Here is a 22355-nt window from a genome sequence, read left to right on the forward strand (position 1 = left end):
ATGCGGTCATTATGCGCGACGAATGCAGCCGCTTCGCCCCGCCCCCGGGGTTTCGCGCTATATTCAGCCGGTTATCCGCCCGCCTCTGCCGAAGGATTCGCCATGCGCCGCACCGCCTGCCTATTGCACGCCACCAGCCTCGGCCTGTTGCTGTTGTGCGCGGTCGCGCCGGCCATGGCGCGCAGCGGCGTCAACGCCGCGGCCAACGGCGACGGCCCCTGCACCGAAACCCAGGACCCGGCCACCGAACGCGCGCGCCAGACCGCTGAATCGCGCAACAAGGTGACCGTGCCGGCGACCGCGAAACCGGCCGTGCGCAGCGCCGGCGGCGGCAACGCCGTGACCCGTGGCGGCGGCGGCGACGACACTCCCGCGCTGCGCTCGCATGGCGCGAAGTGGCACAGCTTCCTGCCGGGCATGTTCCGCTGACCGTCAGGTCCTGGCTCGACCGGCTGCGCGGCAAGCCGGCTTCCCTTCCGAACGAATTGTGGCGCGACCTGCGCGCCGGCATGCCGTGGCTGTCGCAGCTGGACGACGCGCGCGGCGAACGCCTGCGCGCGCTGGCCGAACGCTTCCTGCACGAGAAGACCGTAACCCCGCTGGACGGCCTGACGCTGGATCAACGCCAACGCACGCAACTGGCGGTGCTGTGCTGCCTGCCGCTGCTGGAATTCGGCGCCAACGGCCTGCGCGGCTGGTCGCAGTTGCTGGTGTATCCGGAAGCGTTCCGCGTGCATCGCAGCCACGTCGATGCGGCCGGCGTGCTGCACGAATGGGAAGACGAGCTGATCGGCGAAGCCTGGGACAGCGGCCCGCTGGTGCTGTCGTGGGCCGACGTGCAGGCCGACCTGGACGAGCCCGACGCCGGCTTCTGCGTGGCCGTGCACGAGATGGCGCACAAGCTCGACGCGCTGGACGGCGCGATGGACGGCACGCCGCTGTTGCCGCGCGAATGGCAGCGCGAATGGGCGCGCGATTTCCAGCGCAGCTACGACGCGTTCTGCGCCAGCGTCGACCGCGGTCGCGAAACCCGCATCGACCCTTACGCAGCCGAGTCGCCCGAGGAATTCTTCGCGGTCGCCAGCGAATACCACTTCTCGGCACCACGGGAACTGCAGGCGGAGCTGCCGGAAGTCGCCGCGCACCTGCGGCGGCTCTACGGCGCGTCGCCGTTCATGTAACGCACTTCATGTAACGCTCCCGTGCAGCGGGCGGCTTGCCACGCCCGGCATTTGCCTGCACGCTTGCCGCAGCGGCCCGTCGGCCTCGGCGGCGCCGCGACAGGGGGAAGCTGTGAGCGGCAAGAACATCCATTGGGCGGTGGCGCTGAACCGGCGCAATCGCTCGCTGTCTTTCGCGTTGTCGTTCCTCGTGGTCGGCACGCATCTGCAAGTCGTCGGCGCTTCTCCCTTGCAGTGGCTGCTGCTGACGCTGCAGCTGCTCGCCTACCCGCAACTGGTCTACTGGCGTGCGCTGCGTTCCGCCGATCCCTTGCGCGCGGAAGTACACAACATGCTGCTCGATGGCGTGCTGCTGGGCGCATGGTGCGCGTTCTGGGGCATGCCATTGTGGCTGTGCTTCCTGTTCTTCATCTGCGTCTGCCTGAACCTGATGATCTTCGAGGGCCTGCCCGGCCTGGCGCGTGCGCTCGCGGCGATCTGCGTCGGCGTCGTGCCGGTGGCATTGCTCACCGGCTTCCGGTTCCGGCCTGATACCACCCTGGCGACCAGCCTGCTGTGCATCGCCATGCTGGCCACCTATTTGCTGACCTTCGCCTATGGCGCGTACCGGCGCGGCCTGGCTTTGCGCGAAAGCAGCGCACAGTTGCACGCGCGCCTCGAGGAAATCACCACGCTGCAGACGCGGCTGCAGGAACAGGCTTCGCGCGATCCGCTGACCGGCCTGTTCAACCGACGCCATTTCGATCGCGCGTTGGCCGAGACGCTGGCGCATTGCATCCGCGACGACAGGCCGCTGACGCTGGCGATCACCGATATCGACCATTTCAAGAAGATCAACGACAACCACGGCCATCTGGCAGGCGATGAGGTGCTGCGCAGCCTCGCCGATCTGCTGTCCGACAGGGTGGGCGATGCAGGCATGGTGTGCCGGTTCGGCGGTGAGGAGTTCCTGCTGATGTTGCCGGGCATGCCGGCGACGGAAGCGTGCGGGTTCGCCGATGCGTTGCGCAGGGAGTTCGAATCCTCGCGGGTGAGGATGTATGGCGAGGAGATCGGTACCACGCTGTCGTTCGGTGTCGCCGTTGCTCCCGAGGACGCTGCGGAAGCGCATGCATTGCTGCGCAGGGCGGACGCCGCGCTCTACACGGCCAAGCTGCGCGGACGCAATCGCGTGGTGATGTTCTCCCCCGTCGACCTCGCCGACGCCGCGGCGTCGTGACCCGCGCCGCCGGCGCTACAGGCCGGCCGGGAGACGCACTTCGAATCGCGCGCCACCGAGTTCCGGGGAGCGGCCGACGTGCAGTTCCCCGCGATAGTCCTTCACCAGGTCCTGCACGATGGCCAGGCCGATGCCGTGGCCCTGCACGCGTTCGTCGCCACGCACGCCGCGTTGCAGGACGTGGGCCACGTCCTCCTCGGCGATGCCGGGGCCGTCGTCGTCGACCGCCAGCAGCAGGCCGGCGCGGCGGTTCGGCACGCCCGAGACCGGGGCGACGGTCAGCAGCACGCGCGAGCGCGCCCACTTGAACGCGTTCTCCAGCAGGTTGCCCATCAATTCCTGCAAATCGCCCGGTTCGCCATGGAAGCGCGCGGCCGGGTCGATCTCGAACTCGCAGATGACCCGCTTGGCCGCATACACCTTCTCCAGCCCGCGCACGATCTCCTCGGCATGCGGCTCGATCGGAAGCGGCGCGGCGAACAGCTTGTGGCCGCCGGACGCGGCGCGCGCCAGCTGGTAGGACACCAGGTTGTTCATGCGCCGCAACTGCGTGTCGAGTTCGTCGCGCAAGGCGATGGCATGCACGCCATCGTCGAGTTGCGCGCGCAACACGGCCAGCGGGGTCTTCAGGCTATGCGCAAGATCGGCCAGCGTGTTGCGCTGGCGGTCGAGGTGCTCGCGCTCGCTTTCGATTAGCGCGTTGATGCTTTCGGTCAGCGGCTCCAGCTCGCGCGGGTGGCGCTGGCTCATGTGTTCGAGCTGGCCGCGCTGCACCTGTTCCAGTTCGTCGACCACGCGGTTCAACGGACGCAGGCTCCAGCGCAGCACGTACATCTGCAGCAGCAGCAGGACCACGCCGGCGCCGCCGAGGTACACCCACAGCGCGCCGCGGAACACGCGCAGCTGGGCCGCCAGGGCTGCGGTGTCCTCGAGGATGTAGACGGTGATCGGGAACTCGTTGTTGGCGTCGCTGGGCGAGGTCCAGATCAGACCGATACCGTAGCGGTACACCTCGCTGCGGCTGCCATCGATCTCGGTGATCGGTAGCGGGCCTTCGAAGACTTCCTGCTTCGGTGCCAGCATCGGCCCCACCGGCAGTTCCGGGCCTTCGCCAGAACGGCTGACCCAATGCGAATCCTGCAACACCACTTGCGCGTACAGGCCGCTGCCGGGGCGGACGAAACGCGAGTCCGGGGGGTTGGTGTCGACGACGTAATCGATCACCGCGTTGTCGCGGTCGAAGTCGATGCCGTTGAGGTAGGCCTTGGCGTAGCTGGCCATGCGTTCGCGCAGGTTGCGCTGCGCGGTCGGCTGGAAGGCCTTGTCCAGCGCGTAGCCGGCGAGGAACAGGAACGCGACCAGGCCCAGGCTGGCGGCGAGCAACTGCCGGGCCCGCAACGAACGCGGGCGCCATCCGCTGAACGGATCGCGCCCGGTAGACGTCGCTGCTTTAAGCATCCGCCATTATTCCTCTGTCCCCGGCCCCGCGAAGCCCGCGGGGCGTTCGCCTACGGCACGCGGCAATGCCGCGCAAGCGCCGTAGGCTCACCCCTCATTGCGCGCAATGGCGAAGCGATATCCGCGGCCGCGCACGGTTTCGATCGGCCGGATCTCGCCTTCCGGATCCAGCTTCTTGCGCAGGCGGCCGATGAAGACCTCGAGCACGTTGGAATCGCGGTCGAAATCCTGCTGGTAGATGTGCTCGGTCAGGTCGGCCTTCGAGACCAGCTCGCCGGCGTGCATCATCAGGTATTCGAGCACCTTGTATTCGTAGCTGGTCAGGTCGACGTTGCTGCCGTTGACGCTGACCGTCTGCGCGGCCAGGTCCAGCGCGACCGGGCCGCATTCCAGGGTCGGCTTGCTCCAGCCGGCGGCGCGGCGCAGCAGCGCATTGACGCGCGCCAGCAGCTCTTCGACGTGGAACGGCTTCACCAGGTAGTCGTCGGCACCCTGCTTCAGGCCCTCGACCTTGTCCTGCCAGCTGGAACGGGCGGTCAGGATCAGCACGGGGAATTTCTTGCCCTCGTCGCGCAGGGCCTTGATCAGCTCCATGCCCGACATCTTGGGCAGGCCCAGGTCGATGATGCCCACGTCGAACGGCACCTCACGGCCCATGTACAGGCCTTCCTCGCCGTCCTGGGCGGCATCGACCGCGAAACCTTCGCGCTTCAGCCGCGCGGCCAGGGTTTCACGCAAGGGGGCTTCGTCTTCTACCAGCAAGATACGCATGGACTCTCCTCAGAAGGGGCGACCGCCCGTTCACGAACGCGATGGGCGTAGTGGAACAGATCGAAGATGAACGGAGAGTAGAAGATGAACGGAATCGCGGGCAAGCCGCGGCTCCGCGGGCCGTTACTGCCCGGGCGGGCGGCGTTCGCCGGCCGACGGCTGCGGCGGGCGTTGGGGCTGGCGCGATTGCGGCACATCGTCCATGTAACGGACGCGGCCGCGCTCGTCGATCAGCTTGACCCGATTGAAATCGCGGCCGTCGGACTGCACGCGTTCGGCGCCCAGTACTTGCCCGCCGGCGGTCTTCTGCGCCCAGCGCACCGACTCGGACATGGTCCGCTCGCGGGCGGGCATGGGCATCGGCGGAGCCGGGAACCCACGGTCTTCGCCGCCCCCGCGCATGGCCGGACCGGCATTGCCATTGCCCTGCCCACGACCCTGCTGCTGCGCCCACGCGGATGCGGACCCGCCCACAAGGGCGATGGCGAGAACGACAAAAACGAGAGCGCGGGCACGGAACATAACGAAATCGTAACGGGTACTAGCCAAGCCGGGGATGAACGAAACAGAGCGAGCCGGGGTGTCCGGGAATGGCCGCCATGTTTGGACCGAAGCGGTGAATTCGGTCTGAATTTATCCACAGGCCCGGACCGGCATTCAGCGGGCAGGAAGCGGGGATTTCCGCTATGCGGCTGGCGACAACGCCGCCGGGCGGGTCGCGGCAAGGGCCCGCTCGACCAGCGACCAGTCCGCGCCCGGCCGGTGCGCCCCTTCGCTGAGGATCTGGCGGAAGCCGCGCCCGCCCGGCTGGCCGTGGTACAGGCCCAGCACGTGCCGGGTCATGTGCTTCAGCGCGATCCCGCGCTGCAGTTGCGCCTCCACGTACGGCCGGAACGCACGCAGCAGTTCCTCGCGGCTGCGCAACACGGCGCCGGACAGCGCCGCGTCCATCCGGTGCAGCACGTACGGATCGTGATAGGCCGCGCGGCCGATCATCGCCCCGTCGCAATGGGCCAGGTGCGCCCGTACCGCGTCGACGCCGTCCACGCTGCCGTTGATGCCGATCCACAGGTCGGCGCGTTCGCGCTTCAACCGGTACACCCAGTCGTAGCGCAGCGGCGGGATTTCGCGGTTCTCCTTCGGCGACAGGCCCTGCAGCCACGCCTTGCGCGCGTGCACGAAGAAAGTATCGCAGCCGGTGGCCGCCACTTCGTCGACGAAGGCGCGGAAGCGGTCGTAGTCCTCCAGTTCGTCGACGCCGAGCCGGCACTTCACCGTCACCGGCACCTTCGCCACCGTGCGCATCGCCGCGATGCAATCGGCGACCAGGGCCGGCTCCTTCATCAGGCATGCGCCGAAACGACCGGCCTGCACGCGGTCGGACGGACAACCGACGTTGAGGTTGACTTCGTCGTAGCCCCATTCGGCGGCGATCGCCGTCGCCTGCGCGAGATGCCCGGGATCGCTGCCGCCCAGTTGCAGCGCGACCGGATGTTCGCTGTCGTCGAAGCCGAGCAGGCGGTCGCGATCGCCATGGATCACCGCCTGCGCATGGACCATTTCGGTATACAGCCGCGCGCCAGGCGCCAGCAGCCGGTGGAAAACCCGGCAATGCGAATCCGTCCAATCCATCATCGGAGCGACGGACAGACGTTCGGGGCGTGGGCTGAGAGCGACGGTTTGCATCGTTGCGATTTTATCCGGCAAGCGGCCCAGGCTGCCGCGCCCACGTCATCCAACGAAAACGGCGGCCCGAAGGCCGCCGTCCGATGTCGCGCCGGCTGGTGCCGGGTCAGTGCTTGCCGTGGCCTTTCCCGTTGCCGCCATTGCCCTTGTTCTTTCCCTTGCCATTGCCGCCGGCCTCGCCCGGGCCACGGCCCTTGTCCGGCTTGCCGTGCTGGCCGCCGTTGCCTTGGCCGTGATCGCCATGCGAGGCGTTGCCCTGCCCCTTGGCCTTGCCGTGGTTCGGGTAATCGCGGCGCAACTGGGCGTCGAGGACGATGTCGCGGCCCCAGCGGTCGTAACTGGGCACGAAGCCCTTCTTCAGGCGATGGAATTCGGCCGAGCCCGGCTTGATGCCCAGGCGCTTGGCGACCGCGCCCCAGCCCTGGCCATGGTCGCGGTTCCATTCGTCGACCACGTAGCGGCACGGGCGACCGATGATCTGGGCCAGCGCGCAGGCGTAATAGACATCGCCCGGCGCCCAGCGCTGGCGCACCAGCAGGTCGGTGACCAGGTCGCGCGGCGCGCCGTAGTAGCGGACCATTTCGTCGGTGAACGGATCGCGGTAGCGGCTGCCATAGCGGTTGATGTCGTTCAGCGAAGTGTCGACCCAGACGTCGCCGCTGCGCGGGTTCCAGCCGAAAACATAATCCTGGGCCGAGGCGGTACCGCCGACCGAGGCCAGCGCCAAGCCCAGCCACAACAGTTTGGTATTGATCCGATTGCGCATCGCAGTGCTCCTTGAACGGCCACGACCGAAAGGTCGCGGCCCGGGTGGTGTCAGGTGTGCGGTGATGAGGGGTTAGTCGGGCTCAGTCGTCGTCGCGGCCGTGGCGACGCCAGCGGCGATCGTCGCGGTCGTCGTCCCAATCGTGACGGCGATCATAACGATCGCGATAGTAGTAGCGGTCGTCGTAATAGCGACTGGCGTGCTTGTACTTCTTGTACTTCGGCGCATTGCGGTAATAACCGTAGGCGTTGCCGTACGGCGGTCCGGCACGATAGACGTCGCGCGGGATATAGCGGTAGTAGCTCGGCCGGTGGTAACGGTCGTAGACCACGACCAGGCGGTTGTCGTAGCCATACCGCGGCCCGTAGCGGTAATACGGCTGGCCACCGTTGATCACGACGTCGGCCACGTCGACCAGCACGCGCACCAGATCGTCGTCGCGCGCCTGCGCCGGGGTCGGCGTCAGTGCGCCGATGCCGAGGCCCGCCGCGAATACAGCCGGGGCCAGCCAACGGGTCAGGGACAGGGTAGCCATTGCATCCTCCAATGCCCGCCGACGGGCGGGACTGGGCATACGATGTGGTGGCTCGGGTGAACGGACTTTTAACCCGACCGGGACGACGCACGCCGCAGGGGCCGGCGTTAATCCGCAATGCGGCAACGGTTCATCCGGCCGTCGCCAGCGCCACGATCTCCCGCAACGCTGCAGGAAGCTCGGCAGCACCAACGACTGCACGCAGTCGCGCCTCGTCGCCAGCGAGGCCGTGCTCGTTTTCCAGCGCCCAGGTGACGTGGTAAGGCATGTGGATGCCCCAGCCGCCCAGTTCGATCACCGGCGCGATATCCGAACGCAACGAATTGCCGATCATCACGAAACCGTCGGGGTCGGTGCCCAGCTCGCGCAACACCCGCGCGTAGGTCGACGGATCCTTTTCCGACACGATCTCGATGCGATGGAACAGATCGGCCAGGCCGGAACGGGCGATCTTGTCTTCCTGATGGAACAGGTCGCCCTTGGTGATCAGCACGACGGCGTGCTCGGCGGCGATGGCCTCGACCGCGGAACGGATGCCGTCGATCAGTTCGACCGGATGCGCCAAGGTGGCGCGGCCGATTTCGACGATGCGGTGCAGGTCGGCAGCGCTGATGCGCTCGCCGGTCAGCTCGATCGCCGCTTCGATCATCGACAGGGTCATGCCCTTGACCCCGTAGCCGAACACCTTGAGGTTGCGGCGTTCGACTTCGAGCAGGTGGTCGAGGGTACGGCGATCGCTGAGGTCGATATAGCCGCCAAGGACGCTTTCGAAATCGCGCTCGGCGGCGCGGTAATAGTCCTCGCTCTTCCACAGCGTATCGTCGCCGTCGAAGCCCACCCAGCGTATCGCGCCCATCGCCGTTCCCACCTCGTGCAAGTCAGCGCACAAGGTTAATGCAGGCGCGAGGCGCGTGCGACGAACCACGCCGGGTTTGCACGCCCCGACGCGGTCCGTCGCTACCTACCTCGATCGTCGTTACGGCGTGGTCGGCGTGGAGGTCGCCGGCGGCGTGGTCGTCGAACTGTCGGCCGGCGGCGTGGTGGCCGGGGCCGGTTCGGACGACGGAGCCGGCGAGGACGACGGTTCGGGGCTGCTCGTATCGGACGGCGTGGTGCTGCACGCGCCGAGCAGGGCGACACACATTCCCAGCGCGATCAAACCGCCGGCCTGGAGCAATGGCTTCTTCATGCTTGTGTTCCTGTTCTGGTGGATTGCGGGAGAGTTACTTCTTTTCTTCCGGCTTGGTTTCGTCGGCCGGAGCCGGCGGTTCGCTGCTTGCCTTGTCCGCATCGGTCGGCGGGGGCGTGGGCTCGCTGGCCGGCGGCATCGCACCGGCGTCGGTCGGCGGCGCCGTGTTGGCGGCGTCGGCCGCCGGCGTGGTCGCGCTGCCACCGCTCACGTCGCTGGGCGCGGACGGAGTCGGCTCCGGCGGCGGCGTCTGTTGTTCCGCAGTCGACGGTGCCGTCGTGTCGGCGGATTCGCTGGTCGGCTGGCACGCGGCCAGGGCCAGGGTGCCGCCCAGCGCGACGGCCAAGGCCAGGACCTGCGGGAATTTACGCATTTCGGTATTCACGGGTGAAATCCTCCTCGTCCAAGGAATGGGTATCGCGTCGCAGGCGATGTACTTACGGCTTCTTCTTGCCGGCATCGTCGGTCGGCGGCGGCGTACTGCCGTTCGCTGCGAATTCGCTTTCGGACAACTTGCCGTCGCCATCGACATCGCGCTTGGTGAAGTCGCTGGTCAGCGCGGCGTCGGCCACGGCTTCGTCCTTGCTGATGTAGCCGTCGGCGTTGGCATCGAGCTTCTTGAAGTCGCTCGCGCCTTGCGATTGCGGCGAAGCGTTGTCGCTGCCGGTCGGCGGCGAAGTCTGCTGCGCGTCCTGCGCCAGCGCAGTGCCGGCGGCGAACAGGCTGCCGCAGGCCAAGGCCAGGGTCAGTCGGCGGAATGGAGTGAGGGCTCGCATGATGTTCTCTCCTTGCATGGTTCGCATGCAGTCGAGGTTCAAAGGAAGCCGCGATGCGCAAGGCGCACCGCGGCTCGCGTCCTGCGCGGCGTTTTGTTACTTGCTCGGCTTGGCCGATTCGCCGTAGTTCTTGCTGACGAAGGCCTTGTATTCCTCCTTGGTCAGGCTGCCGTCGGCGTTGCCGTCGGCCTGGCCGAACACCTGGGAGAGGCCCGGGTTGGAAGCGGCTTCATCCTTGCTGATGTTGCCGTCCTTGTTGGTGTCGACATCGTCCCAGCCCTGCTTGCCGCCGCTGGCGCCGGCCTGGCCGGTCGCCTGCGTGGCGGCGCCGGAAGCACTGCCGCTGGCGTCGGTCGGCTGCGTCTGCTGGTCGGTCGGCTGGGTCTGGGTGGCGGCGCCGGCCTGGCTCTGTGCCGAAGCGTCGGTCGTCGGGGTCGGGGTCTGCTGCTGGGTGGCGGCGGCGTCCTGGGCGAACACGGCCGGCGAAGCGAGGGCGGCCGACAGGGCCAGCAGGGCGATCAGGGGCTTGCGATTGTTGGTCGTCATCTTGGGTCTCTCTCGTGCGTTCGTGGATGTTGAAAGTGCGCGGTTTCTGCACACGGCGCCACGTTGCCCAAGCACGACTGAACGCTTTTTGCCTTCCGACCTGAACGTGCACGCAGGCTTAACCACAAGCGCGACGGATGCGAATACCCACTTCGTTAAGCGATGGTGACCGATGGATGAAGCGTTGTCCGAATGCGTGAAACGCGCGTGCGTCGCACGTGAACTTTGCGATTTTTCGGGTACTTACGCAGTGTGGCGCGCGCCCGAACCGCGACTGAACAACCACCATCCCACCACGATGCCGAGCCCTGCGCCGGTGAACTCGCAGACCACGCGCGAGCCCAGCGAATCCACATCGTGGATGCCGGCCAGCGCCAGCCGCGCGTACAGCGGCGACTCCAGTTTCATGAAGCCGAGGGAGAACAGGTTCCAGGAATCCACACCCGCCGCGACCGCCACCGCGCACAGGCTGCTCCAGCCGATCACGTGGCCGATCGAGAAACCGATGACGCGGCCGAGCCAGTGCCACAGCGCATACATCAGCACGGCAACGAAGAAAGCGATCAGTCCGGCTTCGAGCGCGCCGAGAAGGCCCAGGTGCAAGGGAAGATTCATGCGCGGACCGGGCTTACTGCAACGCCGAAGGATTCACCTGCATCGACAGGCGTCGCATGCGGAGCAGCAGGCCCGCGCCGTTGACCAGCGAATACGAAACCAGTGCAGCCGCGATGCCCAGGGTCAGCGGACTGGCCTGCTGCGCGGTCTGCGCCGCGGCGCCGGAAAACGCGCCATTGGCATAGCGCCAGGCCAGCCGTCCGAGCAACAGCAGGGTCAGCGCGCCGCCGATCCACGGATTGGGCGTGTACCAGCCCTGCCCATCGCGCCATTCGGCGTGCGTGTGGCGCAAGGCGAACCCGCCCAGGACCACGCCGGCCGCCACGCCGATCGCAATGCCCGACACCACATGGGGCAGGAATGCCGCCGCCACGATCAATCCGACCAGCGCCACCGACACCAGCGCCAATCGGATCGTGGTGCGCACCGGTTGCCAGCGCTGGCGCCCGAAGCTGCGGCGGATGCGGCGGTAATAGGCCCAGCCGATGGCCGCCGTGGCCAGGTACGGGGCATAAGGCGCAAGCGCAGCGGGCATGTGGCTTCCTTCACTGGCCGCGAACCGCGGCGTGGACCATGATTCTATGCGTAGCGGACATCCCCCGTCCGGTGGAGAACGTCATGCGTCCTGTCGCCCTTGCCCTGCTCGGCCTCACCTTGGCACTGCCCGCCTGCCATGGCGCACCCGCTCCGGCGCCGGTCGCCGAAGACGCGAAGCCGTTCGCGGTGAACGAAATCGCACGCTTCGACCAGCCGTGGGCGATGGCCTTCCTGCCCGACGGTCGGCTGCTGGTCACCGAGAAGCCCGGCAAGCTGAAGCTGCTCGACCCGAACACCGGCAAGAGCAGAGAAATCACCGGCGTGCCGCAGGTCGCCTACGGCGGCCAGGGCGGCTTCGGCGACGTCGCCTTGCATCCGCAGTACGCGCAGAACCATTTGATCTACGTCAGCTATGCCGAAGCCGGCGACGGCGACGTGCGTGGCGCGGCGCTGGCACGCGCGAAACTGGCGCTGGACGCGAATGGCGGCGGCGCGTTGCAGGACCTGCAGGTGATCTGGCGCCAGCAACCGAAGGTGACCGGCGAAGGCCATTTCGGCCATCGCATCCTGTTCGACCGCGACGGGTATCTGTGGCTCAGTTCGAGCGAGCGGCAGAAGTTCGATCCTGCGCAGGACATGAAGACCAACCTCGGCAAGATCCTGCGCCTGCGCGACGACGGCACGCCGGCGCCGGACAACCCGTTCGCCGCGCAAGGCGGCGTGGCGGCGCAGGTGTGGACGCTGGGCCACCGCAACGTGCTGGGCGTGGCCTTCGACGCCAAGGGCCAGTTGTGGGAAACCGAAATGGGCCCGCGCGGCGGCGACGAGTTCAACCGCATCGAACGCGGCAAGAACTACGGTTACCCGATCGTTTCCAACGGCGACCATTACGACGGCCGCACCATTCCCGACCACGACACCCGCCGGGAATTCCGCGCGCCGCTGGTCAGCTGGACGCCGGTGATTTCGCCGTCCAGCACGATCATCTACAGCGGCGACAAGTTCCCCGCATGGCGTGGCAACGCGTTGATCAGCGGTCTGTCGTCGCAGGCGCTGGTGCGCGTGCAGATCGACGGCGACACCGCGCGCGAAGTGGAGCGCTTCGACATGGGCCAGCGCATCCGCCAGGTCGTGCAGGGCCCGGACGGCGACCTGTGGCTGATCGAGGACGGCCCGGACGCGCGCCTGCTGCGCCTGAGCCCGAAGGGGTGAAAGCTTTTGACGCGGATAAACGCGGATAAAGCAAATACAGGGGAAAGAAGGATTTCTCGCCACGCTCGAAAGGACAACTTATTTTGTCCGCTTCGCTTTATCCGCGTTTATCCGCGTCAAAAACCGCTACTCGCCTTTCGATGCCGCCACCGGCACCGCGTCGGCCGGCCGCTGCGGCTTCGGCCCCAGCACTTCGCGATAGCGCGCGTTCAACGCCATCACCTTGTCGATGTAGGCGCGGGTTTCGGCATACGGCGGCACGCCCTTGTACTTCGCCACCACGCCGATGCCGGCGTTGTACGCGGCGGCGACCAGGGTCAGGTCGTTCTTGTAGCGCTTCAGCAAGGCCTTCAGGTGGCGTGCGCCGGCGTCGATGGATTCGCTCGCCGAATAGGGATCCTTGACCCCGTATTCCTTCGCCACTTCCGGCATCAGCTGCATCACGCCCTGTGCGCCCTTCGGCGACAGCGCCTTGGCATCGTAGCCGCTTTCGGCATGGGCGATCGCGCGCAGCCAGGCCTCGGGCACGCCGCTCTTCTTCGCCGCGGCCTTGAACGGCTTCGGGAACAGGTCCATGCGCGGCTTGCCGATCTTGCCCAGGCCCGGATGCGCCGGTTCGCCCGGCGGGGTGGCCACGGTGAATTTCAGGAACGGCACCGACCCGGGCAGCTTGCGCGTGCTGTAAACCTTCTTCCCGTCCTGCTCGCGCTCGTACAGCACGCCGCTGAACACGCCGAAGTTGCCCCACAGGTTTGGCGTCTGCACCGCATCGTCCGGAATTTCCTTCGCCTCGCACTTCGAACCCGGCTCCGGCGCAGTGGCCAGGCTGACCGTGCCGGCGCGCACGCAGCGGTACACGGTGCGCGCCTGCGCAGGCAGGGCGCAGGCGAGCAGGCAGGCGATGGCGAGGGCGGCACGTAGCGGCATGGGCGCGGATTCTACGTCGCCCCCGGCTGAATGCCGGATGCACCGACGCAGGGTGCGCCTTGGCCCGCCCAGAGATGGGCCCGGGCCCGCCCTACGATTGCTTGACCGCGTGGCCGCCGAACTCGTTGCGCATCGCCGAGATCAGCTTGTCGGCGTAGGAATCGGTATCGCGCGAACGCAATCGCTGCAGCAGCGACAGGGTGATGACCGGCGCGGGCACGTCCAGGTCGATGGCCTCGGCGACGGTCCAGCGGCCTTCGCCCGAATCGGCCACCCACGGCGCGATGCCTTCCATCTCCGGGTTCTTCTTCAGCGCGTCGGCGGTCAGGTCGAGCAGCCAGGAACGCACCACGCTGCCGTCGCGCCAGATCTCCGCCACCTGGGGCAGGTCCAGAGCGAATTCCGCCTTGTGCTGCAGGATGGCGAAGCCTTCGGCGTAGGCCTGCATCATTCCGTACTCGATGCCGTTGTGGACCATCTTGGTGAAGTGTCCCGCCCCGCTGGGTCCGACCCGGCCCCAGCCACTGTCCGGCGACGGCGCCAGGGTGGCGAACAGCGGACGCAGCCGTTCCACCGCGGCTTCGTCGCCGCCGATCATCAGGCTGTAGCCTTCGGCCAGGCCCCACACGCCGCCGCTGGTGCCGCAGTCGACGTAGGCGATGCCGTGTTCGGCCAGCATCGCAGCGCGGCGCTGGGTGTCCTTGTAGTTGGAATTGCCGCCATCGACGATGGTGTCGCCGGGCGCAAGCAGTTGCAGCAACTGGTCGAGGGTGTCGTCGACGATCTTGCCCGCCGGCACCATCAGCCACACCGCGCGCGGCGCGGGCAGCTTGGCGACCAGTTCCGCCAACGATGCGGCGGCTTCGATGCCGTTGGCCGCGGCCGCGGCGCGGGCCTGTTCGCCCGGATCGAAGCCGGCGACCCGATGCCCGCCGCGCAGCAGCCGCTGCGCCATGTTCGCGCCCATCCGGCCCAAGCCCACCATGCCCAGTTCCATAGCCCGCCTCGTGCGTTTCGTTGGCGCATAGGGTCGCACGGCCCGCGTCAACGCCGAAATGCCGTCACCGGACTGCAATGTTGCATGCCTAGCGTTGCGGGGTTCCCCCTCGATGGATTCCGCCATGCCCCGCCGCGCCCTTGCCTTCGCCGTCCTGCTCGCCCTGCCCCTCGCCGCCAGTGCGGCGCAATGGACCCTGGTCAACAAGGTCGAAACGCCGGCCACCACCCGCGATGCCGCGCGCCTGCCCAAGGGCACGCCGGACTCGGCCAACCTCAATCGCTTCGGCTTCTACTCCGACCTGGCCTACGACGCGAAGACCGGCGCCTGGTACGCGCTGTCCGACCGCGGCCCCGGCGGCGGCGTGATCGATTACGCCACGCGCGTGCAGCGCCTGCGCATTCCCTACGACGCGAACACCGGCGCCATCGGCCAACCGGTGGTCGAGAAGACCCTGCTGTTCACTGCCGAGGACGGCCAGCCGTTCAACGGGCTGAATCCGCAACTGCTCAACGGCGACGTGGCGAAGCTGGGCCTGAGTTTCGATCCGGAAGGCCTGGCGATCGGCAACGGCGGGCATTTCTATGTCGCCGACGAATACGGTCCCAGCGTCTACGAGTTCACTTCCAGCGGCCATTTCATCCGTGCGTTCGCCACGCCGGAAAACCTGCTTTCGCGCACCGCCGGCGGTACGGCGGATTACGTCGGCGGCCGCCCGACCATCGTCCACGGTCGCCAGGACAACCGCGGTTTCGAGGGCCTGACCCTGACGCCCTCGGGCAAGACTCTGGTCGGCGTGCTGCAGGATCCGCTGGTCGACGAAGGCGCCAGCAACGATGGTCGCCGCAGCCGCAACCTGCGCGTGGTCGCATTCGACGTGGCCAGCGGCCGCGCCATCGCCCAATACCCTTACCAACTGGATGCCATCGCCGAGATCAACGCGCGCGATGCGGCGGTCGCGCCGTTTTCGGCGACTAACCAGGGCCGCAGCATCGGCCTCAGCGCGATCCATGCGCTCAGCGAAACCGATTTCCTGGTGCTGGAACGCGACAACCGAGGCCTCGGCGTCGAAGAAACGCCGGCGCCGCTGCACAAGCGCGTCTATCGCATCTCCACCGCAGGGGCGACCGACGTGTCCGCCGTTTCCCTGGCCGGCAGCAACACCCTGCCCGCAGGCATCGCGCCGGTGACGAAGGTGCCCGAGCTGGACATCCTTGCGGCCTTGCGCGATGCGGGTGCGCGCGACATCCCCGAGAAGCTGGAAGGCCTGGCGATCGGCCCGCGTCTCGCCGATGGCCGCCATCTGGTCCTGATCGGCAGCGACAACGACTACAGCGTGACCCAGACCGGAGCCGGCGAGCAGTTCGAAGTCTGCGTGAACCGCGACACCGGCGAGCGCGTGTCGAACGTGCCGCTGGATGGCCAATGCCCGTCTGGCCTCTCGCGCATTCCCGGCACGCTGCTGGCGTTCGCGGTCCGCTTCTGAAAGTCCGTAGGGTGGGCACGCTTTTCGTGCCCACCCACGACGCGAACGGAAACGGTGGGCACAAAAAGCGTGCCCACCCTACGACTCCCTCAGATCAATGCGAGCAGGCGATCCAGCCGCGCATGCGGATCGTCTTCCTGCAACAGCGACAGCCGCTGCGTGGCGCTGATCGGCAACAGCTCGGCCAGACGCCAGCCGATCCAGGCGGCGTTGTCGAGTTGCGCGGGCGCCAACCCCGGCGCCTGCTGGTCGATCTGTTCGATCAGTTTTTCCAGCACGGTGGCCAGCAGGCCATGTTCGGGCCGCACTTCGTCGTCGGTATCGGCATCGCGCCATTCGATCTCGCCCACGACCAGCCCGTTGTCTCGCACGCGGGTACGCAACACGTGGAAACGACGGCGTCCGCGCAGGCGCAGGCTGAGCAGGCCGTCGTCGCCGATGTCGAAATCCTCGATCACCGCTTCGGTGCCGAATGCCGCCGGCGTGGCCGGCGTGCCGACTTCGTTGCCGTCGAGGATCAGGCAGATACCGAAGCCCGAGCCGTTCCGCCCGCAGTCGCGCACCAGGTCGAGGTAGCGGCGTTCGAATACGCGCAGTTGCAGCGCCGCACCGGGGAGCAGGACGGTGTGGAGGGGAAATAGCGGAAGGGTTTCGGTGGCCACCGGAAAATCCTAGGCGATTTTTCGTGGGAGCGGGCCCTGCCCGCGACCGGTTGTTCGAAGAATCCGGCGTGGGAGTGGTTACGGCATGCGGTAACCGGCGTCGCGAACGAGGCGCGAAAAGCTTCGCGACTTACGTCGCTCCCACATCATGCGGCAGCGCATCCCGGGCCTCGTGCGGTCTCCGCCTATGAGAGCGTGGCCAGGAATTTCCGCGGCGCCCCATCGAACCCGCCGTTCGACATGAACACCACATGGTCGCCCGCCTGCGCCAGCGCGCGCAGCGCGGCGATCAATTGATCCGTATCAGGCACTGCCTCTGCTTGCCCACGAATCGAGGCAACCACCTTGTCCGCATCCCAGGACAACTCCGGGCGGGCGAGGAACACCACCGCATCGGCATCGTCCAGCGACGGCGCCAGTGCATCGGCATGCGCACCCAGGCGCATCGAATTGCTGCGCGGCTCCATCGCCACCACGATGCGCGCCGGGCCGACCTTCGCGCGCAGGCCCTGCAAGGTGGTGCGGATCGCGGTCGGATGGTGGGCGAAATCGTCGTAGACGGTGACGCCGCCGACTTCGCCGAGCACTTCCAGCCGGCGCTTCACGCTGCGGAATCCCGCCAGCGCGGGAATGACCTTGGCCACGTCGACGCCGACCGCCGCGCACGCGGCCAGCGCAGCGACGCCGTTGAGCACGTTGTGGTCGCCGAGCATCGGCCATTCGACCGTGCCCACTTCCGCGCCCTTGTGCAGCACGACGAACGAGCTGCCATCGTCGCGCAATTTGCGCGCGCTCCAGTCGAAGCTTTCGTCGGACGTTCCGTTCAGAAGCCCGAAACGCTCCACCGGCGTCCAGCAACCCATCGCCAGCACTTCGGCCAGGCGCTCGTCGTGGCCGTTGACCACCAGCCGGCCGCGGCGCGGCACCGTGCGGACCAGATGGTGGAACTGGCGCTGGATCGCGGCCACGTCGGGGAAGATGTCGGCGTGGTCGTATTCCAGGTTGTTGAGGATCGCGACCAGCGGCCGGTAGTGGACGAACTTGCTGCGCTTGTCGAAGAACGCGGTGTCGTATTCGTCGGCCTCGACCACGAACTCGCGGCCCTTGCCCACGCGCGCCGACACGCCGAAATCCTCGGCGACGCCGCCGATCAGGAAACCCGGCGTGCGGCCTGCCGCTTCCAGCAGGTAGGTCAGGATGGTCGTCGTCGTGGTCTTGCCGTGGGTACCGGCCACCGCCAGCACGTCGCGGCCCGGCAGCACGTTCTCGGCCAGCCACTGCGCGCCGGAGTTGTACTTGCGTCCGGCGTCGAGCACCGCCTCCACCGCCGCGTTGCCCCGCGACAACGCGTTGCCGACGACGATCTCGTCGCATTCGAGCGAGATGTTCTCGGGCAGGTAGCCCTGCATCAGGGCGATGCCGAGTTTTTCCAGCTGGGTGGACATCGGCGGATAGATCGCCTGGTCGCTGCCTTCGACCTTGTGCCCGAGTTCCCGCGCCAGCGCGGCCACGCCGCCCATGAAAGTACCGGCGATGCCCAATATGTGAATCTTCGACAAGATGCGTTCCTACCCGGTTGCGCCGCTGCAGACGGAGCCAAACCCGCACGCCACCGATTCCCCCTTTCCCGCTTGCGGGACAGGGATGGAGCGAGGGTGGGTTTTGCTCATGGCGGAATTGTCGCCGATTTCCCGGCCGCCATCCCGCTCCCATCACGTTTCAAAAGACAAGCCTGTGCTAGCTTCCGCGGACCGTTCCCCCTCACCGCGGAACTCGCGGCACCAGTGGGGCGGCACCCAACCTCGACCACCCAGGAGCTTGCAGATGTCGAAGTCCAAGTCTCTTCGTCCTTTCGCTTCCCTCGCCGCCGCCGTCGCACTGGCCATGGCCGGCACGTCCGCGATGGCCGCCGATTCCGTTTCCCCCGCCCTGAAGGCCGCCCTGCAACGCGACCTGGGCCTGTCGGGCACGCAGTTGGCGCAATACCTCAAGATCGAGCGCCTGGCCGCGCAGCAGGAAAGACAGTTGGCCAAGGCGCAGGGGCGCCACTACGCCGGCAGCTGGATCGAGCGAGCGGCCAGCGGCGATTACCGGCTGGTCGTCGCCACCACCTCGCTGCAGCCGCAGAAGGCGCCGGCCGGCGTGGAGATCCGCCAGGCGCGCCACAGCCTCGACACGCTCAATGCCTCCAAACAGCAGCTCGACATGCTGCTCGCCCAGGGCGCCAAGGTGCCGAAGGGCGTGTACACCTGGTCCGTGGACCTGCCCGGCAACAGCGTGACCCTGGGCATCGCGCGCGGCGCCGAGCAGGCCGCCATCGAATTCGTGGCCCGCAGCGGCGCCGATGCCGAGACCGTGCGCTTCGAGACGATGGACGAGGCACCGAGCCTGCGCAGCGACCTCAAGGGCGGCCTCGGCTACCTGCGCAGGCCGGGCGACGGTTATCTGTACGCCTGTTCGATCGGCTTCAACGTCACCAAGGGCACGACGCCCGGCTTCGTCAGCGCCGGCCATTGCGGCGACGCAGGCGAGCCGGTGTATCTGGAAGGCTCGGCCGGAACGGGTCCGCAATGGACGCTCGGTCCGCAGGTCGGCACGTTCCAGGGTTCCACCTTCCCGAATCCGGGAAGCACCGGTACCGACATGTCGTGGATCCAGGTTTCCGCGGGCAACACCCAGCCGGCGACCGTCTATGGCTGGGGCAGCGGCGATGTCACCGTCAAGGGCAGCGCCGAAGCCAGTGTGGGTGCGGCGGTCTGCCGTTCCGGCCGTACCACGGGCTGGCGCTGCGGAACCATCAAGACCAAGAACGTCACCGTCAGCTATGTCAGCGGCGAGACGATCCTCAACCTGACCCAGACCACGGCCTGTTCGGAAGGCGGCGACTCCGGTGGTTCCTACATCACCAGCGCGGGACAGGGTCAGGGCGTGCTTTCGGGCGGCTCCGGAAGCTGCCGGGGCAAGAAGATCAATGCTCCCGGCAATTCCTATTTCCAGCCGCTGAACCCGCTCCTGTCTTTCTACGGCCTGACCTTGAAGACCAGCCCCTGATCCGCAGGCGATGCAGGGAACGAAAACGCCCCGGCAAGCCGGGGCGTTTTCTTTGCAGCGAAGCGCGATTCGATCAGCCGACCACCTTCTCCGGCGCGATGGCTTCGACGATGCGGCTGAACACCTCGTCCAGCGAGCCGACGCCGTCGACCACGGTCAGTTCGCCGTGCTGGCGGTAGTACTCGATCACCGGTGCGGTCTGGTCGGTGTAGACCTGCAGGCGCTTGCGCACCGATTCGGGATTGTCGTCGGCGCGCCCCTCGGCGGCGGCACGGCCGGCGATGCGCTCGACCAGCAGTTCGGTCGGCACTTCCAGCTGCACGGCGGAATCGAACTTCTGTCCCAGCTTTTCCAGCAACTTGCCCAGCGCATCGGCCTGGGCGAGGTTGCGCGGATAGCCGTCGAGAATGAAGCCGGCCCGGGTGTCGTCGCGGGAGAAACGGTCTTCCAGCATGCCCAGCAGGATCGCGTCGCTGACCAGTTCGCCGCGGGCCATCACTTCCTTGGCCTGCAGCCCCAGCGGACTGCCCGCGGCCACTTCGGCCCGCAGCAGGTCGCCGGTGGAAATGTGCGGCACCTGCAGGTACTCCTTCAATCGCGTGGCCTGCGTGCCCTTGCCCGACCCCGGCGGCCCCAGTAGAACCAATCGCATTGCTCAAACTCCCGAAATGAAAGACCGGATCGCGGCGGGGCGATAAAATTCCCCGATGTTGCGCCGCGTTACGGGTTCAGCTTACCCCATCCCGCCACTTCGGAACGTACAACCATGGCCCAAGGCACCCTGCTCTACGCCCAGTCCGGCGGCGTCACCGCCGTCATCAACGCCTCGGCCGCCGGGGTCATCGCCGAGGCCCGCACCCGCAAGGTCAAGGTGCTGGCGGCGCGCAACGGCATCCTTGGCGCGTTGCGCGAGGAGCTGATCGATACATCGAAGGAATCCGCCGCGGCGATCCGTGCGCTGGCCCACACCCCGGGCGGCGCCTTCGGCTCGTGCCGGGTGAAGCTGAAATCGCTGGAGGCCGACCGGGCCAAATACGAGCGCCTGCTGCAGGTGCTGAAGGCCCACGACGTGCGCTATTTCCTCTACAACGGCGGCAACGATTCGGCCGATACCGCGTGGAAGGTGTCGCAGCTGGCCGCGGCCTTCGACTACCCGCTGACCTGCATAGGCGTGCCGAAGACCGTCGACAACGACTTGGCCGTCACGGATACCTGCCCCGGCTTCGGCTCGGCGGCGAAGTACACCGCGGTGTCGGTGCGCGAAGCCGCGCTGGACGTGGCGGCGATGGCTGAGACATCAACCAAGGTGTTCGTCTACGAAGCGATGGGCCGCCACGCCGGCTGGCTGGCCGCTGCCGCCGGACTGGCGGGGGAAAAGCCCGACCAGGCCCCGCACCTGATCCTGTTCCCCGAACGTCCGTACGATGAAACCGATTTCCTCGCCCAGGTGAAGAAGATCGTGGCCAAGGTCGGCTATTGCGTGGTCGTGGCCAGCGAAGGCATCCAGACCGCGGACGGCCGCTTCGTCGCCGATGCCGGCGGCGGCACCGATTCGTTCGGCCATACCCAGTTGGGCGGCGTGGCTTCGTTCCTCGCCGGCCGGGTCAAGGACCAGCTCGGCTTCAAGGTGCACTACGCCCTGCCCGACTACCTGCAACGTTCGGCCCGGCACATCGCCTCGAAGACCGACTGGGAGCAGGCGCAGGCGGTCGGCAAGGCCGCGGTGAAGTTCGCGCTGGAGGGCCGCAATGCGGTGATGCCGGTGATCGTGCGCACCTCGGACTCGCCGTACCGCTGGAAGATCGAAGCGGCGCCGCTGAGCAAGGTAGCCAACCACGAGAAGAAATTCCCGCCGGGCTTCATCCGCAAGGACGGCTACGGCATCACCGCCGCCGCCCGCCGCTACCTAGCCCCGCTAATCAAGGGCGAGGCCTATCCGCCCTATGGCAAGGACGGTATTCCGGCCTATGTCGAACTCAAGAACGTGGCGGTGCGGAAGAAACTTCCGGCATGGGAAGGCTGAACATGCGGTGGAACGGGGGATGCCCCGCTCTACAATGCCGCCGCGGTGAAGGGGTTTGCCGCGACCGTTCCGTAACGATCAAGGGGGATTGATCCATGAAAATTTGCGCTTGGATGTTCGCGGGCATGCTCGCGCTGGCTGCGTCGGCGCCGACCATTGCGGCGGAGAAATACCTGCCGTCGGTGGAGACCAACGCACCACCGAAAGAACCCTTCATCGCCTTCGACAAGATCGAGTTCGCCGATATCGCGCTGAAACCGCCGTTTGCCGGGCAGAAAGCGAATGAAGCCGCACGCGAAAAGATCCAGGCGAACTTCACCACCCGCATCACGCCGATGTCGGTCGCGCTGGACTCGCGCCCGGCGCGCCGCGACCCGCCCCGCGTGCTGCTTGTCGAGCCGTCGATCGAGAAGATCAAGTACATCGGCACTGGCGCGCGCATCTGGGCCGGCCCGATGGCAGGCAGTTCGCAAGTGCTGATGAAGCTGAAGATCACCGACAAGGAAACCGGCGATGTCATCGCCGAACCCGAGTTCTATCAGCATGCCAGCGCCTGGGGCGCGGCCTACAGTCGTAACGACCAGGACATGCTCAGCCGCATCACCGATCTGATGAGTGCGTACTTGAGCAACAACCTTGAAAAAGCCGTCGGCGGACGAACTGGCGCGGAAGGTCTCAAGGACTGAGCCATCGAGCGCCGGCAGGGGGAACGCGTCCA

At 67.2% G+C, this 22355-nt stretch carries 26 protein-coding genes; 8 read left to right on the forward strand and 18 right to left on the reverse strand.

Annotated features, from left to right (window positions below):
• The first annotated feature begins 102 nt into the window (after positions 1–102).
• From J5837_RS02145 to J5837_RS02155, 3 genes are all read left to right on the forward strand, one after another.
• Positions 103–429, forward strand: coding sequence for a hypothetical protein (locus tag J5837_RS02145; RefSeq protein ID WP_210535070.1), 327 nt, complete (start codon positions 103–105; stop codon positions 427–429).
• Positions 396–1181 (forward strand): M90 family metallopeptidase, encoded by a 786-nt coding sequence (locus J5837_RS02150; RefSeq protein WP_210535071.1) that lies wholly within the window; start codon positions 396–398, stop codon positions 1179–1181. The genes J5837_RS02145 and J5837_RS02150 overlap by 34 nt, the downstream gene beginning before the upstream one ends.
• 112 nt (positions 1182–1293) lie before the next feature.
• Positions 1294–2400: a sensor domain-containing diguanylate cyclase gene (locus J5837_RS02155; protein WP_210535072.1), complete on the forward strand. Its 1107-nt coding sequence runs from the start codon at positions 1294–1296 to the stop codon at positions 2398–2400.
• Between the two features lie 15 nt (positions 2401–2415).
• Here J5837_RS02155 and J5837_RS02160 read toward each other — a convergent pair whose 3' ends face one another.
• The 13 genes from J5837_RS02160 to J5837_RS02220 all read right to left on the reverse strand — a co-directional run bounded on the left by J5837_RS02160 (position 2416) and on the right by J5837_RS02220 (position 11277).
• A complete protein-coding gene (locus J5837_RS02160) occupies positions 2416–3858 on the reverse strand; it encodes an ATP-binding protein (protein WP_210535073.1) in 1443 nt (480 codons plus the stop codon).
• An 87-nt stretch (positions 3859–3945) separates the two neighbouring features.
• On the reverse strand, positions 3946–4629 hold the full coding sequence (locus J5837_RS02165; protein ID WP_210535074.1) for a response regulator transcription factor: 684 nt from the start codon (positions 4627–4629) through the stop codon (positions 3946–3948).
• A gap of 123 nt (positions 4630–4752) precedes the next feature.
• Positions 4753–4989, reverse strand: a complete 237-nt coding sequence (locus tag J5837_RS02170) for a hypothetical protein (protein WP_210535075.1) — start codon at positions 4987–4989, stop codon at positions 4753–4755.
• A gap of 324 nt (positions 4990–5313) precedes the next feature.
• Positions 5314–6315 (reverse strand): tRNA dihydrouridine(20/20a) synthase DusA, encoded by a 1002-nt coding sequence (dusA, locus tag J5837_RS02175; protein ID WP_210535076.1) that lies wholly within the window; start codon positions 6313–6315, stop codon positions 5314–5316.
• Between the two features lie 106 nt (positions 6316–6421).
• Positions 6422–7081, reverse strand: coding sequence for a hypothetical protein (locus J5837_RS02180; protein ID WP_210535077.1), 660 nt, complete (start codon positions 7079–7081; stop codon positions 6422–6424).
• 82 nt (positions 7082–7163) lie between these two features.
• On the reverse strand, positions 7164–7616 hold the full coding sequence (locus J5837_RS02185; protein WP_210535078.1) for a hypothetical protein: 453 nt from the start codon (positions 7614–7616) through the stop codon (positions 7164–7166).
• A 130-nt stretch (positions 7617–7746) separates the two neighbouring features.
• Positions 7747–8472 (reverse strand): HAD family hydrolase, encoded by a 726-nt coding sequence (locus J5837_RS02190; protein WP_210535079.1) that lies wholly within the window; start codon positions 8470–8472, stop codon positions 7747–7749.
• Between the two features lie 120 nt (positions 8473–8592).
• Positions 8593–8805 (reverse strand): hypothetical protein, encoded by a 213-nt coding sequence (locus tag J5837_RS02195; protein ID WP_210535080.1) that lies wholly within the window; start codon positions 8803–8805, stop codon positions 8593–8595.
• 34 nt (positions 8806–8839) lie between these two features.
• Positions 8840–9190: a hypothetical protein gene (locus J5837_RS02200; RefSeq protein ID WP_210535081.1), complete on the reverse strand. Its 351-nt coding sequence runs from the start codon at positions 9188–9190 to the stop codon at positions 8840–8842.
• A gap of 52 nt (positions 9191–9242) precedes the next feature.
• Positions 9243–9581, reverse strand: a complete 339-nt coding sequence (locus J5837_RS02205) for an EF-hand domain-containing protein (RefSeq protein ID WP_210535082.1) — start codon at positions 9579–9581, stop codon at positions 9243–9245.
• A 96-nt stretch (positions 9582–9677) separates the two neighbouring features.
• Positions 9678–10127, reverse strand: a complete 450-nt coding sequence (locus tag J5837_RS02210; RefSeq protein ID WP_210535083.1) for an EF-hand domain-containing protein — start codon at positions 10125–10127, stop codon at positions 9678–9680.
• A gap of 243 nt (positions 10128–10370) precedes the next feature.
• A complete protein-coding gene (locus J5837_RS02215) occupies positions 10371–10742 on the reverse strand; it encodes a hypothetical protein (RefSeq protein ID WP_210535084.1) in 372 nt (123 codons plus the stop codon).
• 13 nt (positions 10743–10755) lie between these two features.
• Positions 10756–11277 (reverse strand): CcdC protein domain-containing protein, encoded by a 522-nt coding sequence (locus J5837_RS02220; protein WP_210535085.1) that lies wholly within the window; start codon positions 11275–11277, stop codon positions 10756–10758.
• Positions 11278–11360: 83 nt separating this feature from the next.
• Here J5837_RS02220 and J5837_RS02225 point away from each other — a divergent pair, with 83 nt between their 5' ends.
• Positions 11361–12491, forward strand: a complete 1131-nt coding sequence (locus tag J5837_RS02225) for a PQQ-dependent sugar dehydrogenase (protein ID WP_210535086.1) — start codon at positions 11361–11363, stop codon at positions 12489–12491.
• Positions 12492–12617: 126 nt separating this feature from the next.
• Here J5837_RS02225 and J5837_RS02230 read toward each other — a convergent pair whose 3' ends face one another.
• Together J5837_RS02230 and gnd are read right to left on the reverse strand one after the other, a co-directional pair.
• Positions 12618–13418: a lytic transglycosylase domain-containing protein gene (locus J5837_RS02230; RefSeq protein WP_210535087.1), complete on the reverse strand. Its 801-nt coding sequence runs from the start codon at positions 13416–13418 to the stop codon at positions 12618–12620.
• 91 nt (positions 13419–13509) lie between these two features.
• The gene (gnd, locus tag J5837_RS02235; RefSeq protein WP_342345490.1) at positions 13510–14541 is read right to left on the reverse strand and encodes a phosphogluconate dehydrogenase (NAD(+)-dependent, decarboxylating); all 1032 of its coding nucleotides are present in this window, start codon (positions 14539–14541) and stop codon (positions 13510–13512) included.
• Between gnd and J5837_RS02240 the strand changes: the two genes are divergently transcribed.
• Positions 14540–15901, forward strand: a complete 1362-nt coding sequence (locus J5837_RS02240) for an esterase-like activity of phytase family protein (protein ID WP_210535089.1) — start codon at positions 14540–14542, stop codon at positions 15899–15901. The two genes, gnd and J5837_RS02240, sit on opposite strands and share 2 nt — an antisense overlap.
• An 89-nt stretch (positions 15902–15990) precedes the next feature.
• On the opposite strand, the gene J5837_RS02245 is transcribed toward J5837_RS02240, so the two are convergent.
• Positions 15991–16563, reverse strand: a complete 573-nt coding sequence (locus J5837_RS02245; RefSeq protein ID WP_210535090.1) for an LON peptidase substrate-binding domain-containing protein — start codon at positions 16561–16563, stop codon at positions 15991–15993.
• A 185-nt stretch (positions 16564–16748) separates the two neighbouring features.
• Positions 16749–18122 (reverse strand): UDP-N-acetylmuramate:L-alanyl-gamma-D-glutamyl-meso-diaminopimelate ligase, encoded by a 1374-nt coding sequence (gene mpl / locus J5837_RS02250; protein ID WP_210535091.1) that lies wholly within the window; start codon positions 18120–18122, stop codon positions 16749–16751.
• 265 nt (positions 18123–18387) lie between these two features.
• Here mpl and J5837_RS02255 point away from each other — a divergent pair, with 265 nt between their 5' ends.
• Positions 18388–19614, forward strand: a complete 1227-nt coding sequence (locus tag J5837_RS02255; RefSeq protein ID WP_210535092.1) for a S1 family peptidase — start codon at positions 18388–18390, stop codon at positions 19612–19614.
• 73 nt (positions 19615–19687) lie between these two features.
• On the opposite strand, the gene J5837_RS02260 is transcribed toward J5837_RS02255, so the two are convergent.
• The gene (locus J5837_RS02260) at positions 19688–20266 is read right to left on the reverse strand and encodes an adenylate kinase (protein WP_210535093.1); all 579 of its coding nucleotides are present in this window, start codon (positions 20264–20266) and stop codon (positions 19688–19690) included.
• Between the two features lie 114 nt (positions 20267–20380).
• Between J5837_RS02260 and J5837_RS02265 the strand changes: the two genes are divergently transcribed.
• Together J5837_RS02265 and J5837_RS02270 are read left to right on the forward strand one after the other, a co-directional pair.
• Entirely contained in the window at positions 20381–21637 is a 1257-nt protein-coding gene (locus J5837_RS02265) for a 6-phosphofructokinase (RefSeq protein ID WP_210535094.1), read from the forward strand.
• Between the two features lie 113 nt (positions 21638–21750).
• Positions 21751–22323: a hypothetical protein gene (locus J5837_RS02270; RefSeq protein WP_210535095.1), complete on the forward strand. Its 573-nt coding sequence runs from the start codon at positions 21751–21753 to the stop codon at positions 22321–22323.
• The last annotated feature ends 32 nt before the right edge of the window (positions 22324–22355 follow it).

It is taken from the genome of Pseudoxanthomonas helianthi (genome assembly GCF_017939625.1).
Lineage (GTDB): Bacteria > Pseudomonadota > Gammaproteobacteria > Xanthomonadales > Xanthomonadaceae > Pseudoxanthomonas_A > Pseudoxanthomonas_A helianthi.